The sequence below is a fragment of the Micromonospora sp. CA-259024 genome (genome assembly GCF_050936255.1).
Lineage (GTDB): Bacteria > Actinomycetota > Actinomycetes > Mycobacteriales > Micromonosporaceae > Micromonospora.
This window is the reverse complement of sequence record NZ_JBNJND010000001.1, coordinates 1,099,498-1,115,851: the sequence shown is the minus strand read 5'-3', so window position 1 is coordinate 1,115,851 and position 16,354 is coordinate 1,099,498. Positions and strand designations below refer to the sequence as shown.

Sequence of the window (16,354 nt, the reverse complement as noted above, 5' to 3'; positions counted from 1 at the left end):
AGCCCCCGTGTCGACCGACATCGCTGACGTGGCGACCGCTGCCCGGTCGATCCGCAATCCCGTCCTCGCCGGGTTCCACCCGGATCCGTCGATCCTGCGCGTCGGCGATGACTACTACCTGGCCACCTCGACCTTCGAGTGGTATCCGGGCGTGCGCGTGCACCATTCGCGTGATCTCGTGAACTGGCGCCCCCTCGGCGGGATCATCACCGATCGCCGCCTACTCGACCTACGCGGGTGCGGTGACTCCAACGGGGTGTGGGCGCCCGACCTGACGTACCACGACGGTCAGTTCCACCTCGTCTACAGCGACGTGGCCAGCTTCGCCAGCGGCTACTGGGACCCGCTGAACTTCCTCGTCACGGCCCCTGACATCGCCGGCCCCTGGTCCGATCCGGTGAAACTGCACGGGCGCGGTTTCGACGCCGCGCTGTTCCACGACGACGACACCACGTGGCTGTTGAGCATGAGCGCGGACTGGCGACCCGGCCGGGACCGCTTCGGCGGCATCGAGATCCAACAGTACGACCGGGCCGCACGCCGGCTGGTCGGCCAGCCCCGCATCCTGTTCACCGGCACCCCGGTCGGAGTCACCGAGGGTCCGCACCTGTACCGCCACGACGGCTGGTACTGGCTGATCACCGCCGAGGGCGGCACCAGCTGGGAGCACCAGGTCACCGTGGCGCGGTCCCGGGAGCTGTTCGGGCCGTACGAGGTGGACCCGGACGGGCCGCTGCTCAGCTCGGTGGGCCGGCCGGACCTGCGGTTGCAGAAGGCTGGTCACGGCAGTCTGGTTCACACTCGCGACGGCGGGTGGTACCTGGCGCACCTGGTGGCCCGCCCCTACTCGCCACTGGGCAGTTGCGTGCTGGGCCGGGAAACCGCGATCCAGCGGGTCGAGTGGCCGTCGGGTGGCTGGCCCCGGATCCCCGGCGGGGTGCCGGCAGAGGAGGTCGTCGCGCCCGACCTGCCCGCGCACCCGTGGCCGGCGGAGCCCGACACCGACCACTTCGACGCGCCCGAGCTGGGGTTGTGCTGGTCGACACTGCGCCGGCCGGCCACCACGGACTGGGTCGACCTGCACACCCGTCCATCGCACCTGCGGGTTCACGGCGGGCAGTCACCGGTGGGCCGGCAGGCCCCCAGCCTGGTCGCGCGACGTGTCGGCGCGACGCACTGCTCCCTGGAGACCGTGGTGGAGTTCGACCCGGTCGACCACCGTCAGCTCGCCGGGATCACCGCCTACTACAACACGCTCAACTGGCACCACCTCTTCCTGACCCGAGCCGACGACGGGCGGCGGGTGCTGGAGGTGCTCACCTCCGACAACGGGCGACTCATCCCGTACCCCGACGTGACCGTCGACGCCAGCGGCGTCACCCGGGTCGGCCTGCGGGCCGTGTTCGACGGGCCGGTGGTGCGCTTCGATCACGACCTGGGCGACGGTTGGCAGCGGCTACCGGTCGACCTGGACGCGACCATCCTGTCCGACGAGCACGCCGCGCTGATCGTCGACGGCGAGCCGGCGGCGTGGGGCTTCACCGGGGCGTTCCTCGGCCTGTGGGTGCAGGACCTCGGCGGCGACGGCGTCTACGCCGACTTCGACCTGGCCACCTACCGGGAGGACTGACACGCGCGACGGCACCCGGCGGGTCGGGTGCCGTCCGCGTTCCAGCCGTCCTACCCGACCTGAGCGGCGACGGCGCGCAACTGGCCGAGGGTGGTGCGGAAACCGTGGCCGGACGCGGCCGGGTCCTCGGCGAGCAGGCCGCTGACGGCCATGGCCTGCGAGCGGGTCGCCGCGACGGCGTCGTCACCGGACCCGGTCACGTCGAACACGCCGAAGTCGCCGCTGAGCGTCCGGAACGTCGGGGCCGCCGGGTCCTGGGCCAGGTAGAGCACCACGACCTGGCCCGCCTCGAGCCTGGACATGTGGGCCATGTCGGCCACACCGGCGTCCAGACTCGCGAGCGTGATCCGGCCACCGGCCCGCACGTACGACCCGGCTCCGGCGCGCAGCACCTCGTCGACCCGGAACCCGGCCGCCTCGACCTCGCCGCGGACGACCAGGTCCGCGGTTTCGCTGAGCTGCCGCACGGTGCCGTACCCGCGCAGCTTGCCCTTGCTCGGCGGGGGCGGGGCATCGGTCGGCGTGGCCGCGCTGCTCGTGGCGGGGGCGGCGACCGGGTCGGCGGCGCCGGCGCTGCTACCGCAGGCGGACAGCGCCGCTACGGCGAGCACGGCGGCGGCCGTGGCCCACCGAGGCCGGGTACGGCGGAGGTCGACTGCCATGGAACGCTCCTCGCGTCTCGGTGCCGTCCCGGGTCGTCTCGCCCGGGACGCGGCACTGCTTACGCCATCTATCTGTGCGGTCCGGGCACCGAGTTCCATGTTTCTTCCGCGGGTTCAGCCCCGCTCCCGGGCGAGCTGGCGAAGCTCGGCCAACGTGGTGACGAAGGCGCGACCGGCCGTGCTGGCGTCCTCGGTGCGCAGCCCGGTCACCGACCTGGCCGGCGATCGGCTGGTCACCGTGTCGCCGGAGAGGTCGAAGATCCCGAAGTCGCCGCCGAGCGTGGTGTAGCCCGACTCCCCCGGGTCGCTGAGGGCCAGGTAGAGGACGCTCGACTGGCCCGACACCCCGGGCGTCTCCGGCGTCAGCAGCGTGATCTCGGCCGACACCGGAGCAGCCGGCGTGCGGTAGAGCACCTCGGACACCCGGTAGACCGACCGACCGTCCGCCACCGACACCACCTCGCCACGGACCACCAGGTCAGCCGTGTCGGTGAGTTGCCGCACCGTGCCGTACGCGCGGGTCTTGGCAACCGCGCCGGGCGGCGCGGGCCGGGCGGCCGGGCTGGTCGCCCCGGGTGTCGGGAGCGCCGCCGGGGGTTCGTCGCCGGGCCGGACGGCGAGCCCGGCACCGACCCCGACCACCAGGACCAACGCGGCCACCACGAGGGCGGGCCGCACCAACCCTCGGGCCGGCCCCGGGGTACGCGTCTCCTGCGCGATCGCCGTCAGCAGGCGGGTCCGATGCAGCTCGTGCCGGCCCGCCGGCAGCTCGTGATCGCCGGGATGCGGGGCGAGTTCCGCCCACTCGGACCGGTCCGGCGCGCTCACGGGCTGACCTCCCGGACGAGCGAGGCCGCGCTGTCGACGACCGGCGGCCGAGAGGCGGGAGGCGGGGCGTCGACGAGGGTACGCAGCCGGGCGCGGGCCCGCGACAGCCGCGACCGGACCGTGCCGACCGGGACACCCAGCGCCTGCGCCGCGGACTCGTAGTCCAGACCCTCCCACAGGCACAACGTCAGCACCTCGCGCTCGGGCCGACGCAGGCGAGCCAGCGCGTCGATCGCGGCGGCGATGCGGCGGCTGTCGTCGAGCCGGCCGGCGACCTCGTCGGCGTGATCGGGCAGGGCGAATTCGGAGGCGAGCAGCGCGGCCGCCACCCTGCGGTAGCGGCGGTTGCTGCGGATGTGGTTGCGAGCCTCGTTCGTGGCGATACCGAGCAGCCAGGGACGCAGCGATCCGCCGTCCTCGGTGACCCGCTCCCGGGAGCGCCAGGCCTGTAGGTAGGTGGCGGCCATGACGTCCTCCGCCGTGGCCCAGTCGGCGGTGAGCCGGAACGCGTGGTTGTACACCGAGCGCGCGTACTGGTCGAAGAGCTCGGCAAACGCGCCGGGATCACCGGCTCGCACCCGAGCACGCAGACTCGACTCCATGACCACTTTCTGTCCGTCGGGCGGCGCTGGTTCCGATGGACCGGCCCGGTGATCCGTTACGCCCCGACGATAGCCACCGGCACGTACGTCGTGATCCTCCACCACCACCGATTGACAGTTGATCGACGTACTGCTATCTGTTAATACAGTTTCCTGATGCTCGCGGTGCCCGCCGGGGCCGATCGCCGCGCCGGGCCACCGACCAGCCGGCGGCACGCCGCCCCTTCCCCGAGGAACGCCATGGCTCGCAAGAGAACAGCCGCCTATGTCGCGGGCACCCTGCTGATCGGCGTCGCGGCGGTCGGCTACGGTCTGCCGTCGGCGAGCGCCGCGACCGCCGGCCCGATCACCGGCCTCGGCGGCAAGTGCATCGACGTCGCCGGTGCCAACCCGGCCAACGGCACGCCGGTCCAGCTCTACGACTGCAACGGCAGCGCGGCCCAGACGTGGACGGTCGGCAACGCCGACGCCTCGGTCCGAGCCCTCGGCAAGTGCCTCGACGTCACCGCCGCGTCGACCACCAACGGCGCCAAGGTGCAGCTGTACGACTGCAACAACACCGGTGCCCAGAAATGGACCGCCAGCAACGGTGCGCTCGTCAACACCGGATCGGGCAAGTGCCTGGACGTCACCGACCACAGCACCGCGAACGGCACCCGGTTGCAGATCTGGAGCTGCGGCGGCACCGCCAACCAGCGGTGGACCCTGCCCGGCGGCGGCACACCCACACCCACACCCACCACCCCGGCCGGGACCAACCTCGACGACCCGGCGAAGAAGGACGTCGCCATGCAGCTCGTCTCGGCCGCGGAGAACTCCTCGCTCGACTGGCGCGCGCAGTTCTCCTACATCGAGGACATCGGCGACGGGCGCGGCTACACCGCCGGCATCATCGGCTTCTGCTCCGGCACCGGCGACATGCTCGAACTGGTCGAGGCGTACACCCGCACCAAGCCGGGCAACGTGCTGGCCGCGTACCTGCCGGCGCTGCGCGCCGTCAACGGCACCCCCTCGCACGCCGGTCTCGACCCCAACTACCCGCGTGACTGGCGGGCCGCCGCCAACGACTCGGTGTTCCGGGCCGCCCAGGAGGCCGAGCGGGACCGGGTCTACTTCAACCCGTCGGTACGCGACGGCAAGAGCGACCAGGTCCGGGCGCTCGGTCAGTTCGCCTACTACGACGCGGCGGTGATGCACGGGTACGAGGGCATGCGCCAGATTCGCAACCGCGCCCTCGCTCGGGCGAAGCCCCCGGCTCAGGGCGGTGACGAGCGGACCTGGCTCAACGCGTTCCTCGACGAGCGGGTCATCGAGATGAAGAAGGAGGAGGCCCACTCGGACACCTCCCGCGTCGACACGGCCCAACGGGTGTTCCTCAACAACGGCAACTTCAACCTGAACACGCCGCTGGTGTTCGCCGTCTACGGGGACCAGTACCGCATCGGCTAGTGACTGCAACGGCAGATGGACCAAGTCGAGATGCGCCCGATACCTCTGCGGTGTGTTGACGACTCGGCGCCGTTCCGACCAAGGATCACCCCGGTCGACGACCTGCCGACGGGCAGCGGGGCTCGTCCCAATGAGCGTGATGCCTGTGAGTCATCAAAATGACTCACAGGCATCACGCTCATCGAGGTACCCGTCGCCGCCGCCGAATCCGGGACACCGCGAGTCGGCGGACCTCGGCCTCGATCTGACTCCGGGTCGCGCACTGAGTCTCCGGTGCGCTCGCCAAAATAGTTCATTACCGCGACACAGGCGATCATCCGCCGGTGGATGGTCTCGCCGATCCCGAGCGCTCGGAGAGCGGCGGTGTCCAAGGACTCCACCAGCAGTGGCCCGGGCCGGCGGTGGGTGCCCACCTGTTGAAGGCACCCGAGCATCTCGAACCGGCTCAGTGGAGACGCCGGGCCCACAGGAGAGCTCGCCCTGGGCGCCCTTGCCTTGACGCCAGCGACAAGGTTTAGCGTGGTCGCGACGGGCTGGCGGAGGGGGTTGGATGCTGATCGGGGAGCTGGCTGAGCGGGCGGGCACGAGCACCCGGACGCTGCGCTACTACGAGTCCCACGGGCTGGTACGCCCGCAGCGCTCCGCCAATGGCTACCGCGTCTACGACGAGGCCGAACTCCGGGTCGTACGGGAGATCCGGGCGCTACTCGAGGTCGGCTTCGGCCTCGACGACGTCCGTCCGTTCGTCGCCTGCCTCCGGGCCGGCAACACGTCCGGCGACGTCTGCCCGGACTCGGTGACGGTGCTGCGACGCAAGCTCTCCGAGGTCGACGCCTACCTCGACCGGCTCGGAGCGGTACGCCGGCAGCTCCACACCCAGCTCACCCACGCCATCGCACACCGGGAGGAACCATGCCCCAGGAAACGGCAGTCGGCTCACTAGTCACCGTCACCGACGACACGTTCGCCGAGCTGGTGCTCGCCAGCGATCGGCCCGTGGTGGTCGACTTCTGGGCCGACTGGTGCCCGCCCTGCAAGGCGATCGAAAAGAGCCTGGCCGAGCTGGCCGGGGAGTTCGGCGACCGGATGGTCGTTGCCAAGCTCAACTCCGACGACAACCCGCAGGCCACCCGGCGCTACAGCGTCATGTCCCTGCCGACGCTGCTGGTGTTCCGCCGAGGCGAGGTAGTTGGTTCGATCGTCGGCTCCAGACCGAAAACGTACCTGCGGCAGACCCTGACCACGCACGCCGGTCTGTGACGGTCAGGCCCACCTGTTGGGCTGGTTCATGCTGGGCCAGTGACGCCCGTGCCTCCGCGCGTCGCTTGACCTCAAGCTCACACGAGGTTCTAGCCTGCTCGGCGGAGGTACTGAATGAGCATGGAAGTTACCGCGTGGATGTCCCTGCACCACGCGATGAACGCGCAGGACGAAAGACCACTGTCCCGGGCCACCCTGAAGCGCATCGCGCGGTTCGCCCGGCCGCACCGTCCCTTGATCATCAGGTTCCTGCTGCTGAGCGTGGTGACGGCGGTCCTCACGGTGGCGGCACCGGTGCTCGCCGGTCGGGTTGTGGACGCGATCGTCGACGGCGCCGACAGTGGCGTCGTGATCCGGCTGGCGGTGCTGATCGCCCTGATCGCCCTCGCCGAGGCCGGCCTGGGTCTGGTGACGCGGTTCCTGTCCGCGAGCATCGGTGAAGGACTGATCGTCCAGCTACGGACAGCCGTCTTCGACCACGTCCAGCGCATGCCGGTGGCGTTCTTCACCCGGACCCGTACCGGTGCGCTGGTGAGCCGCCTGAACAACGATGTGATCGGCGCGCAGCGGGCCTTTAGCGACACCCTGTCGAGTGTGGTCGGCAACGCCGTCACACTGGCCCTGACGCTGGCGGTCATGCTCAGCTTCTCGTGGCAGATCACGCTGCTGGCGCTCGTACTGCTGCCCATCTTCGTCCTCCCGGCCCGGCGGATGGGTTCGCGGCTCGCCCGTTTGCAGCGCGAGGCGGCCGAACACAACGCGGCCATGAGTACCCGGATGACCGAACGCTTCTCGGCACCTGGCGCGACACTGGTCAAGCTGTACGGACGTCCGGCCGAGGAGTCGGCCGAGTTCGCGGCGCGGGCACGACGTGTACGCGACATCGGCATCCGTACCGCCATGCTCCAGTGGGTCTTCATCACCGCGCTCACCGTCGTCGGCTCGCTGGCGCTGGCCCTGGTCTACGGGCTGGGCGGTCTCTACGCCCTACGGGGCAGCCTCGACGCCGGGACCGTGGTCGCGCTCGCGCTGCTGCTGTCGCGTCTCTACGCGCCGTTGACATCGCTGGCCAGCGCCCGGGTCGAGGTGATGAGCGCGCTGGTGAGCTTCGAGCGGGTGTTCGAGATCCTCGACCTCAAGCCGCTGATCCTCGACAGGTCCGATGCCCGCCCCCTTCCCGACGGGCCGGTCGCGGTGGAGTTCGACGCGGTACGGTTCGGCTACCCGTCGGCCGACAAGGTGTCGCTCGCGTCTCTCGAGGATGTGGCGAAGCTCGATACGCGCGGCGGCGAGGAGGTGCTGCACGGCGTGTCGTTCCGCGCCGAAGCCGGGCAGATGGTCGCCCTCGTCGGCTCCTCGGGAGCGGGCAAGTCGACGATCGCGCAGCTCGTGCCGCGCCTGTACGACGTCGAGGACGGCGCGGTGAAACTCGCCGACGTCGACGTACGTGATCTGTCGGCCGAGTCGATCCGGGCGGCGCTGGGCGTGGTGACCCAGGACGGGCACCTCTTCCACGAGAGCATCCGCGCCAACCTCGCGTTCGCCCAACCGGACGCGACCGAGGACGAGATGTGGGATGTGCTCCGGCGGGCCCGACTCGACGCCCTGATCCGCTCACTGCCGGATGGGCTCGACACCGTCGTCGGTGAACGCGGATACCGCCTGTCGGGCGGGGAGCGGCAACGGCTCACCATCGCGCGGCTCCTGCTGGCCCGGCCGCGCGTGGTCATCCTCGACGAAGCCACCGCGCATCTGGACTCCACATCGGAGGCAGCGGTTCAGGACGCCCTCGCCGAAGCCCTGACGGGTCGGACGAGCGTGGTCATCGCGCACCGGCTGTCCACCATCCGGGCAGCCGATCAGATCCTCGTCGTCGAGGACGGACGCATCGTCGAACGCGGGCGACACGGTGACCTGCTCGCCGCTGGCGGCCGGTACCAGGAGTTGTACCGCACCCAGTTCAACCAGGAGCAGCCGACGGTCCAGGAGCAACGCGTCGCCATCTGAGGGACGTCTCGTACCTGGCGCCGGCGTGGACCCGGTGTCGCCGCCCGTCCCGGTGATCCCCGTGGCGGGCGGCGGCATCGCACGGTCAGTCGTCGTCGGACCGGTCGTCATCGTCGTCATCGGACCCGTCGTCGTCGGACCGGTCGTCGTCGGACCCGTCGTCGTTGGACCGGTCGTCGTCGTCATCGTCGTCGACCGGCTCCTGCTCAGCCTTGACCACCGAACCGTTGTCCCGGTCGACGTCCACCTCGTGCTCGGTGTCGCCCGCGACGATCTCGACGCTCCACACCGGTCGACCGTTCTCCTGCTCGGCCTCGACCTCCACGATCCGGCCTCCACCGGCCCTGCCGAGCGCGATCTCGCCGGCACGCTTCTCGTCGACGGCGCTGCCGGCCGACGGGGTGCCGGCCGACGGCGTACCCGATGGCGTGCCGCTCGATGGCGTACCGCTGGTTCCGGGCGCGGGGGTGGTGGCGCTGTCGTCCGGCGCGTCCGTGGCCGTCGGAGCGGCGGTTGCCGCGGCGAGCGTCGTGCCGCCGGACCGCGCGTCGTTCGCGGCGGTGACGCCGAGCGCGACCCCGGCCGCCGCCAGTACCGCCGACCCGCCGACCGTCGCCAGGAGCAGATTGGTGCGCTTCATCGTGGTGTCCACCTTTCCTCGGTTGTCGACTCTGAGGATCGGTCGGATCGGGATAGCACCGCGCTGTCCGGACGCTAAGGCGGGGTTAAGCCGGCCGCAGGGTGTAGCCGCCGTTCAGCGACGGTTGAGTTCCGCCTCGAGCCGCTGGACGAGCGTCTTGCGGTCCTTGCTGGCGCGCTCGTTACGTAGCGCGGTCCTGAGCTGTCGCGTGTCGAGGCCACGGACCAGCTTGGCCGCCTCGGCGACGGACATCTCCGACATCCGGCCCGCCGTGGTGGCATCGCGACGCGCCCGTTTGGCCGGCCCGGTGTTGGCGACGTACTGCTTGCCGGATCGGGACGCTTCGCGCTTCTTGGTGTCGGTCGCGCGCTTCTGGTTGTCCGAGAGCTGCTCCCAGGCCCGCTTGGGCAGGTAACGACTCGTCGTGCCGCCGTGGCGTGCACGGGTGTCGCCCTCTTTCGTCTGCCACTTCTCGTTGCCCCATCGCTGGAGGGACTTCTGCCGCTCGTCCTTTTCGCCCAGGAATCCCCCGCCGCGTTTCTTGTACTCCTGGGTGAGTAGCTGCGACTTGCGCGCCGACCACTGCCCCGGCCTGCCGCCCTTGTCGGAAGCCTTGATCTCTTCCTTGATCTGCTCTCTGAGCTCGGGTTTCGTATACCGCGCCATAGCTCGCAGCTACCCGGGGCCACAGCGCCTATGCCTCCCGCCGCGGCCTCGGTGGCCCGAGCCGGAGCAGCACCTGCGCCCCGCCTCCCGGGCCGGTCCGCAACTCCAGACGGCCACCGCCGGCCTGCGCGGCGCGCCGGGCGATGTCCAGCCCGAGGCCGGTCGACCCGGCCGCGCTGGCGCCCCGCCGGACCGCTCCGGCGGGCATGCCCGGACCCTCGTCGGCGACGGTGAGGAGCACCTCCCCCGCGTCCCGCGCGAGCCGGACGGTGAACGGCGTGCCGTCGGGGGTGTGCGCGAAGACGTTGCCGAGCAGGGCGTCCACGGCTGCCGTCAGGTCGTCGGCGGGCACACCGACCGGGAGGGGCCCAGGAGCCAGGTCGAGAGTGACGGCCCGGCCGGTGTCCTCGGCCAGCACCGACCAGAACGCGACCCGGTCGGCGACGATCTCCGCCGCGTCCGAGGCGACCGGACCTGCCGTCGGTGAGTGGCGCCACCTGGCCTGCCGGATCAGCCCGGTGACCGCCCGTTCGAGCCCGTCGGCGGCGGCGGTGATCCGGGCGGCGTCGTCCGGGTCGCGCAGCGACTCCGCCTCCAGCCGCAGCGCCGTGAGCGGCGTACGCAGCTGGTGTGACAGGTCGGCGACCTGCTCGCGCTCCTGGACGAGAAGCACCTGGATCCGGGTGGCGAGGTGGTTGAGCGCGCCAGCCACCTCGCGCAGCTCCGCCGGGCCGGCCGGGGTGACCCGGGCGTCCAGCTCGGCATTCGCCAGCCGGTGGGAGACGGCGGAGAGGTCGCTGATCGGCCGGACCAGGGTGCGCGCCAGTCGGTCGGCGACCAGCAGCCCGATCAGCACGAGGATCACGCCGAGCAGGGCCAGCACCAACCAGGCCCGGCTGACCCCGGCGGTCAGCTCGTGCCGTGGCACCACGATCCGGATCACCCCGGTGCCGTCCGCCCGACCCTGGACGGCGATCACCACCTCCCGGCCGGCCGCCGACTCCCCGGTGAGGCTCTGCCCGCGCGCGGCCAGGGCCACTGCGGGCGTACGGGGTGTCTGGGCGCCGAGCACCGTCCCGTCGGGCAGGAAGACGCTCACCGGTCGTCCGGACTCCGCGGCGAGTTGTTCGACGGTGAGCCGGATGGTCGCCGCGTCGGCGGTGCCGACGACCGGCACCAGGCTCTGCGCGTCGGCGGTGGCCCGAACGGTGGCCCGGTCCTCGGCGACCGTTCGGACCAGCAGCGCCAACGGGACCAGGAACGCGATCAGGGTGAGCACGCTGACCGCGGCGACCAGCAGCGCGAGTCGTGCTCTCACGGCTGCGCCGCCGGCGCTTCGAGGCGGACCCCGACACCGCGCACGGTGTGCAGGTAGCGAGGCTGCTGGGCATTCTCCCCCAGCTTGCGGCGTAACCAGGACAGGTGCACGTCGACGGTCTTGTCGGCGCCGCCGTAGGGAATCTGCCAGACCTCGGTGAGCAGCTCACGTTTGGTGATCACCTGGCCCGGCCGCCCGGCGAGGTGGTGCAGCAGGTCGAACTCGCGGGGTGTCAGCTCGACCGCCACCCCGTCCAAGGTGACCTGTCGGGCCCGGGGGTCGACGCGGAGCCCGCCGACGACGAGCGCCGGGTCCGGCGCGTCGGCGCCGGCGGGACCTCGCCGCAGCACCGCCCGGGCGCGGGCGTCGAGCTGCGCCGCGGTGAACGGTTTGACCACGTAGTCGTCGGCGCCCGCGTCGAGCACCCGTACGATCTCGGCCTCGTCGTCGCGTGCGGTGGCCACGATGACCGGCACCATGCTGACCGCGCGCAGCATCCGCAGTAGCTCACGGCCGTCCAGGTCCGGCAGGCCGAGGTCGAGCACGACGAGGTCCGGCCGGTCCTCCAGCGCGTCACGGAGCCCCGCCATCGCGGTCGAGGCGGCGGCCACCGCGTGACCGCGTTCCCGCAACGCCCGGATCAGCGGGGTACGGATGGTCAGGTCGTCCTCGATGAGCAGCAGGCGGGCCACAGCTGGCAGGCTAACCGCTGCGGCCGGCGGGGCGGCGCACGTTAACCGTGCCTTGCGTGCGGATGTGCCGACGACAACGATGGATCGGGGATAGTCGGGGGATGGCTCGTCGTTCGATCCTCGTCGCCACCGGCTGGGTGGCCACCGCCGCCGTGGCGACCCTGATCGGGTTGGGCGCGATCCGGCTGGTGGGCGAGAGCATCACCGGCACCCCGGGCGGGGTCCGCAGCGAGGCGGAGATCGAGCGGGCGCTCGCCTCGCCGGAGCCGGTGCCCACGGGCACGACGGGCACCGGCTCCGCCGGGCCGGGCACGGCGAGCGCCGCACCGACCGCCAGCTCCGGGGTCCGCCGGGGGTTCGCCACCGACGGCGGCACGGCCGTGGCCGAGTGCGGTGCCGGTGGCGTACGGCTCGTCTCCTGGGCGCCCGCGCAGGGCTACCGGGTCCGGGACGTGGACCGGGGCCCGGACGACGACGTCGAGGTCACGTTCCAGGGGTCGGCCCGGGAGTACGAGTTGAAGGTGCGCTGCATCGGCTCGGAGCCGGTGGCCGTCGCCGACGACTAACTCCGCTGGCTACTCGGCATCACGTGGTCGAGGCGAGTCCGCCCCCACCGTCCAGTCGAGGCGGTGGGGGCGGACCTGGTGGTGGGTCAGCTGCTGTACGCCTCCAGTTCCCAGAGCGAGTGCCCGTATCCGGTGCCCCGGGCGGTGCCGTAGATCCGCAGGTAGCGGCCGTTGGCGCCGAGTGCGGTGTGCTCGTCCACGCCGCCGTCGGCACCGGTCACCGTCTTCACGGTGGTCCAGGTGGTGCCGTCGTTCGAGGTCTGGATCTGGTACGCGCTGCTGTACGCCGCCTCCCAGCTCAGCTTGACCCGACCGATCGCGGTGGGGCTGCCGAGGTCGACCCTGATCCACTGCGGGTCGGAGAACGTGCTCGACCAGCGGGTGGTGAGGCTGCCGTCCACCGCCTGGGCACCGGTCACGTCGGCCCCCTCGTTGCTGGACGTCAACGTCGGCTTGCTCGACAGCAGGTTGGGGCCCGGACCGGTCGGGCCGCCGGTGCCGCCGTACACCTCGAACTCGAACAGTGAGTAGCCCCAGGCGGTGCCCCGGGTGGTGCCGAGGAGCCGGACGTACCGGCCGGAGCCGGTGAGCCCGGTCAGGTCGTCCACCCCGCCGTCGCCGCCGGTCACCGTACGGATCGTGGTGAAGTTGACCCCGTCCGGCGAGGTCTGGATCTGGTAACCACTGCCGTACGCCGCCTCCCAGGTCAACTTGACCCGGTTGATGGAGCGCGTGGCGCCGAGGTCCACATCGATCCACTGCGGGTCACCGAACGCGCTGCCCCAACGGCTGCCGGCCACGCCGTCGAACGCGTTGGCCGCGACGAACGCGCCCTCGAAGCTGGACGCACGTGCCGGCTTGCCCCGGGCCAGGTTGGCGCCCGGCTCGGGATCCGGGTCCGGGTCCGGCCCGGGCCCGCCGGGGCTGGTGGAGAGGGTGAACTCGTCGATGTCGAAGTACGGCCCGGTGCCCTTGAAGACCAGGAACAGGGTCCGGGTGCCGGTCGGGGCGGTGACCCCACCGGTGACCGTGGCGAAGGTGGCGTACCCGCCGGTGGGCACGACCGTGGCGGAACCGACCAGCGGCCCGGTGGGCGAATCCACCCGCAGTTCCAGGGTGCCTCCGCCGCCGGCCGGGGCGCCGACCCGGGCGCTGAACGACTGGATGCCGGTCAGGTTGTAGGGGCGGAACGAGATCCAGTCGTTGTTGTCGACGTATCCGACCGCTGCGCCGCCGTGCCCGGCCGCCCCGGCGACCACCTGGATGCCGGACGAGTCACCGAAGTGCTCGGCCTGACGTACCCGTGGCTGCAGGACGGCCTGGGTGTGCGTGGTCAGCGGCGGCTGGCCACCCCCGCCCAGGTCGGTGTACTCGGCGTCGATGATGCCGAAGATGTTCGCCGCGGTGTCGTGCTCACCGTCGGCCGAGGTCTGGATGACCCCGGTGCAGCCCTGCACGCTGCCGAGCTGGTGACCGTGCGAGTCATGCCCGAGGACGTAGTTCACCTTGACCCGGGCACAGTTGATCGCGCCGTCCTGGGCGTCGGTGACGGTGACGGTGAACGGCACCGCGTCCCCGAAATTGAAGGTCTGCCCGTTCAACGGGGTGTTCACGGTGACCACCGGGGCGCTGTTGCCGACCGTGACGACCACGCTCGCGGTCGCCGTCTTGCCGGTGGTGTCCCGGACCGTCAGCGTCGGGCTGCGGGTCCCGTTGGTGGTGTACGTGAAGCTCGGGTTCGCCGCGGTCGAGTCGGTGGTGCCGTTGTTGTCGAAGTCCCAGGCGTAGGTGAACGGGTCACCGTCCGGATCGAGCGTGCCGGCCGAGGAGAAGGCGACGGTCAGCGGTGCCGTGCCGCTGGTCGGGGTGGCTGACACCACCGCGACCGGCGCCCTGCCCTCACGGGCGTACTCGATGCGGTACAGCGCAGAGTTGGCGTCGCCGTTGAACCAGCCGGTGCCGTAGTCGAGCACGTAGAGCGCGCCGTCCGGCCCGAACTCCATGTCCATGACCTGGGTGCCGGTCCACGGGAACGGGTTGATCTTCAACGGTTGGCCGGCCGAGTCGAGCTTGACGTTCTTGATCCAGCGGCGGCCGAACTCACCGGCGAAGTAGGTCCCGTCGTAGTACTCGGGGAACGCCACGGCGGAGGTGCTGTTCGGGTTGTACCGGTAGACCGGGCCGCCCATCGGGGAGAGACCACCGCCGGTGAACTCCGGCGGCGAGCCGGAACCGCCGTACGGCAGCCACGCCGGGATGGCCGGCGGAAGCTGGGTGATGCCGGTGTTGTTGGGCGAGTTGTTGACCGGCCCTCCCGCGCAGTCGAACTTCGGCCCGGACGGGCCGGACGGGAAGGTGTAGTCGTTGTACGCGTCGTTGCGGGCGGTGCAGTACGGCCACCCGTAGAAGCCGGGCCGGTCGATCCGGGCGAACTCGACGTTGCCCGCCGGCCCCCGGTTCGGGTCGGCCGTTCCCGCGTCGGGGCCGTAGTCACCGAGGTAGACGATGCCGGTGGCCTTGTCCACGCTCATCCGAAACGGGTTGCGGAAGCCCATCGCGTAGATCTCCGGGCGGGTCCGCGCGGTGCCCGGGGCGAACATGTTGCCGGCCGGAATGGTGTAACCACCCGCCGCGCTCGGCTTGATCCGGAGCACCTTGCCGCGCAGGTCGTTGCTGTTCGCCGAGGTGCGCTGCGCGTCGAAGGCCGGGTTGCGCCCGGCCCGCTCGTCGATCGGGCTGAAGCCGGCCGAGTCGAACGGGTTGGTGTCGTCACCGGTGGACAGGTAGAGGTTGCCCGCCGCGTCGAAGTCCATGTCGCCGCCCACGTGGCAGCACATGCCGCGGCTGGTCGGCACGTTCAGGATCAGCGTCTCGCTGGCGAGGTTGATGGTGTTGTCCGCGTTCACGGTGAACCGGGCCAGTCGGTTGACGCCATCCCAGACGGCGAAGTCGGCCGGGGTGCCGGTGGCCGGGGCACCGCCGCCGGGGGTGCTCAGTGGTGGCGCGTAGAACGCGTACACCCAGCGGTTGGTGGCGAAGTTCGGGTCGGCCTTGATGCCCTGGAGGCCCTCCTCGTCCCCGGTGTAGACCGGCAGGGTGGCGGCGACCTTGGTGTTGCCGGCGGCGTCGGTGTGCCGGATCACGCCGTTGCGGGAGGTGTGCAGCACGCCCCGGTCCGGCAGGACGGTGAGGCTCATCGGCTCGCCGGTCTCAGCCGCGCCCTTGGCCAGCTCCACCTGCTGGAAGTTGCTGGTGACGGTGGGGCCGCAGTCGGCCTCGGCCGCGCCGGCCGCGGTCATGATGCCGCCGAGCAGGTGCTGACGGAAGTTCGCCTCGGTGTACGACGCATCGGTGTGGCCCAGGCCCGTGTACCAGGATCGGCCGCCGGAGTAGTTGTGGCACCACGAGATCGGGTGGTCGGCCCCCATGCTCCCGCCGCTGTAGGTGCTCTCGTCCAGGGTGGCCAGCACGTGCACGTTGCCCCGGGGGTTGGTGCGGTAGTTGTACCACTCGTCGAACCGGCTCCACCGCTGCGGCAGAGTCGCGGTGGACGGGTGCACCTGGTCGGCGACCTTGACGGTGGCGGTCTGCTCGGCCGGGTGCGAGGCGAAGTACGCCCCGACCAGCCCGCCGTACCAGGGCCAGTCGTACTCGGTGTCGGAGGCGGCGTGCACGCCCACGTACCCGCCGCCGCCCTGGATGTAGCGTTCGAACGCGGCCTGCTGGGAGGCGTTGAGCACGTCTCCGGTGGTGGACAGCCAGATCACCGCGGCGAACCGGTCCAGGTTGGCGTCGGTGAACTGTGCGGAGTCCTCGGTGGTCTCGACGGTGAAGCCGTTGGCGGCGCCGAGTTGCTGGATGGCGGCGATGCCGGGGCCGATGGAGCCGTGCCGGAATCCGGCGGTCTTGCTGAACACCAGCACGGTGAACGGTGCGGCGCTGGCCGTGGGTGGCGCGGCGACGATGCCGCCCGCCACGAGGATCGCGCTCAGCGCGACGCCGAGCCACGATCTCAGGGATCTGCGCACGGTAGG

Annotated in this window: 14 protein-coding genes; 6 read left to right on the top strand and 8 right to left on the bottom strand. The window is 71.3% G+C overall.

The annotated features are described in order from the left end of the window. Nucleotides 1-7: 7 nt before the first annotated feature. Nucleotides 8-1,630 carry a glycoside hydrolase family 43 protein gene (locus ACQEUX_RS04530; RefSeq protein ID WP_433041532.1) on the top strand — a complete coding sequence of 541 codons (1,623 nt, stop codon included), beginning with the start codon at nucleotides 8-10 and terminating at the stop codon, nucleotides 1,628-1,630. 50 nt (nucleotides 1,631-1,680) lie between these two features. Here the strand turns inward: ACQEUX_RS04530 and ACQEUX_RS04525 are convergent, their stop codons facing one another. From ACQEUX_RS04525 to ACQEUX_RS04515, 3 genes are all read right to left on the bottom strand, one after another. Then, nucleotides 1,681-2,292 (bottom strand): hypothetical protein, encoded by a 612-nt coding sequence (locus ACQEUX_RS04525; RefSeq protein WP_433041529.1) that lies wholly within the window; start codon nucleotides 2,290-2,292, stop codon nucleotides 1,681-1,683. A 114-nt stretch (nucleotides 2,293-2,406) separates the two neighbouring features. Continuing rightward, nucleotides 2,407-3,120, bottom strand: a complete 714-nt coding sequence (locus tag ACQEUX_RS04520; RefSeq protein ID WP_433041526.1) for a hypothetical protein — start codon at nucleotides 3,118-3,120, stop codon at nucleotides 2,407-2,409. Then, a complete protein-coding gene (locus ACQEUX_RS04515; protein ID WP_433041523.1) occupies nucleotides 3,117-3,722 on the bottom strand; it encodes an RNA polymerase sigma factor in 606 nt (201 codons plus the stop codon). Before ACQEUX_RS04515 ends, ACQEUX_RS04520 begins: the two co-directional genes overlap by 4 nt. 156 nt (nucleotides 3,723-3,878) lie before the next feature. Here ACQEUX_RS04515 and ACQEUX_RS04510 point away from each other — a divergent pair, with 156 nt between their 5' ends. The 4 genes from ACQEUX_RS04510 (at nucleotide 3,879) to ACQEUX_RS04495 (ending at nucleotide 8,438) form a co-directional block, all read left to right on the top strand. Continuing rightward, entirely contained in the window at nucleotides 3,879-5,171 is a 1,293-nt protein-coding gene (locus ACQEUX_RS04510) for a chitosanase (protein ID WP_433041520.1), read from the top strand. A gap of 550 nt (nucleotides 5,172-5,721) precedes the next feature. Then, complete coding sequence (locus ACQEUX_RS04505; protein ID WP_433041517.1) at nucleotides 5,722-6,114, top strand: MerR family transcriptional regulator; 393 nt, start codon at nucleotides 5,722-5,724, stop codon at nucleotides 6,112-6,114. Next, on the top strand, nucleotides 6,084-6,431 hold the full coding sequence (trxA, locus tag ACQEUX_RS04500; RefSeq protein WP_433041514.1) for a thioredoxin: 348 nt from the start codon (nucleotides 6,084-6,086) through the stop codon (nucleotides 6,429-6,431). The genes ACQEUX_RS04505 and trxA overlap by 31 nt, the downstream gene beginning before the upstream one ends. A 114-nt stretch (nucleotides 6,432-6,545) precedes the next feature. Continuing rightward, nucleotides 6,546-8,438 (top strand): ABC transporter ATP-binding protein, encoded by a 1,893-nt coding sequence (locus ACQEUX_RS04495; protein ID WP_433041511.1) that lies wholly within the window; start codon nucleotides 6,546-6,548, stop codon nucleotides 8,436-8,438. An 85-nt stretch (nucleotides 8,439-8,523) separates the two neighbouring features. Here the strand turns inward: ACQEUX_RS04495 and ACQEUX_RS04490 are convergent, their stop codons facing one another. The 4 genes from ACQEUX_RS04490 to ACQEUX_RS04475 all read right to left on the bottom strand — a co-directional run bounded on the left by ACQEUX_RS04490 (nucleotide 8,524) and on the right by ACQEUX_RS04475 (nucleotide 11,754). Then, nucleotides 8,524-9,078 carry a PepSY domain-containing protein gene (locus ACQEUX_RS04490; protein ID WP_433041508.1) on the bottom strand — a complete coding sequence of 185 codons (555 nt, stop codon included), beginning with the start codon at nucleotides 9,076-9,078 and terminating at the stop codon, nucleotides 8,524-8,526. A 114-nt stretch (nucleotides 9,079-9,192) separates the two neighbouring features. Continuing rightward, the gene (locus tag ACQEUX_RS04485; RefSeq protein WP_433041505.1) at nucleotides 9,193-9,744 is read right to left on the bottom strand and encodes a DUF5872 domain-containing protein; all 552 of its coding nucleotides are present in this window, start codon (nucleotides 9,742-9,744) and stop codon (nucleotides 9,193-9,195) included. 28 nt (nucleotides 9,745-9,772) lie between these two features. Next, complete coding sequence (locus ACQEUX_RS04480; RefSeq protein ID WP_433041502.1) at nucleotides 9,773-11,062, bottom strand: ATP-binding protein; 1,290 nt, start codon at nucleotides 11,060-11,062, stop codon at nucleotides 9,773-9,775. After that, nucleotides 11,059-11,754 (bottom strand): response regulator transcription factor, encoded by a 696-nt coding sequence (locus ACQEUX_RS04475; RefSeq protein ID WP_433041499.1) that lies wholly within the window; start codon nucleotides 11,752-11,754, stop codon nucleotides 11,059-11,061. The genes ACQEUX_RS04480 and ACQEUX_RS04475 overlap by 4 nt, the downstream gene beginning before the upstream one ends. Before the next feature lie 101 nt (nucleotides 11,755-11,855). Here ACQEUX_RS04475 and ACQEUX_RS04470 point away from each other — a divergent pair, with 101 nt between their 5' ends. After that, nucleotides 11,856-12,320: a septum formation initiator gene (locus ACQEUX_RS04470; RefSeq protein WP_433041496.1), complete on the top strand. Its 465-nt coding sequence runs from the start codon at nucleotides 11,856-11,858 to the stop codon at nucleotides 12,318-12,320. Between the two features lie 86 nt (nucleotides 12,321-12,406). Here ACQEUX_RS04470 and ACQEUX_RS04465 read toward each other — a convergent pair whose 3' ends face one another. Continuing rightward, the gene (locus ACQEUX_RS04465; protein WP_433041493.1) at nucleotides 12,407-16,348 is read right to left on the bottom strand and encodes a ThuA domain-containing protein; all 3,942 of its coding nucleotides are present in this window, start codon (nucleotides 16,346-16,348) and stop codon (nucleotides 12,407-12,409) included. Nucleotides 16,349-16,354: the final 6 nt, after the last annotated feature.

Excerpts from the sequence above, each read along its gene's own strand:
- ACQEUX_RS04525 (WP_433041529.1), bottom strand. The coding sequence starts at position 2,292 with ATGGCAGTCGACCTCCGCCGTACCCGGCCTCGGTGGGCCACGGCCGCC.
- ACQEUX_RS04515 (WP_433041523.1), bottom strand. The coding sequence starts at position 3,722 with ATGGAGTCGAGTCTGCGTGCTCGGGTGCGAGCCGGTGATCCCGGCGCG.
- ACQEUX_RS04510 (WP_433041520.1), top strand. The coding sequence starts at position 3,879 with ATGCTCGCGGTGCCCGCCGGGGCCGATCGCCGCGCCGGGCCACCGACC.
- ACQEUX_RS04505 (WP_433041517.1), top strand. The coding sequence starts at position 5,722 with ATGCTGATCGGGGAGCTGGCTGAGCGGGCGGGCACGAGCACCCGGACG.
- trxA (WP_433041514.1), top strand. The coding sequence starts at position 6,084 with ATGCCCCAGGAAACGGCAGTCGGCTCACTAGTCACCGTCACCGACGAC.
- ACQEUX_RS04495 (WP_433041511.1), top strand. The coding sequence starts at position 6,546 with ATGAGCATGGAAGTTACCGCGTGGATGTCCCTGCACCACGCGATGAAC.
- ACQEUX_RS04490 (WP_433041508.1), bottom strand. The coding sequence starts at position 9,078 with ATGAAGCGCACCAATCTGCTCCTGGCGACGGTCGGCGGGTCGGCGGTA.
- ACQEUX_RS04485 (WP_433041505.1), bottom strand. The coding sequence starts at position 9,744 with ATGGCGCGGTATACGAAACCCGAGCTCAGAGAGCAGATCAAGGAAGAG.
- ACQEUX_RS04470 (WP_433041496.1), top strand. The coding sequence starts at position 11,856 with ATGGCTCGTCGTTCGATCCTCGTCGCCACCGGCTGGGTGGCCACCGCC.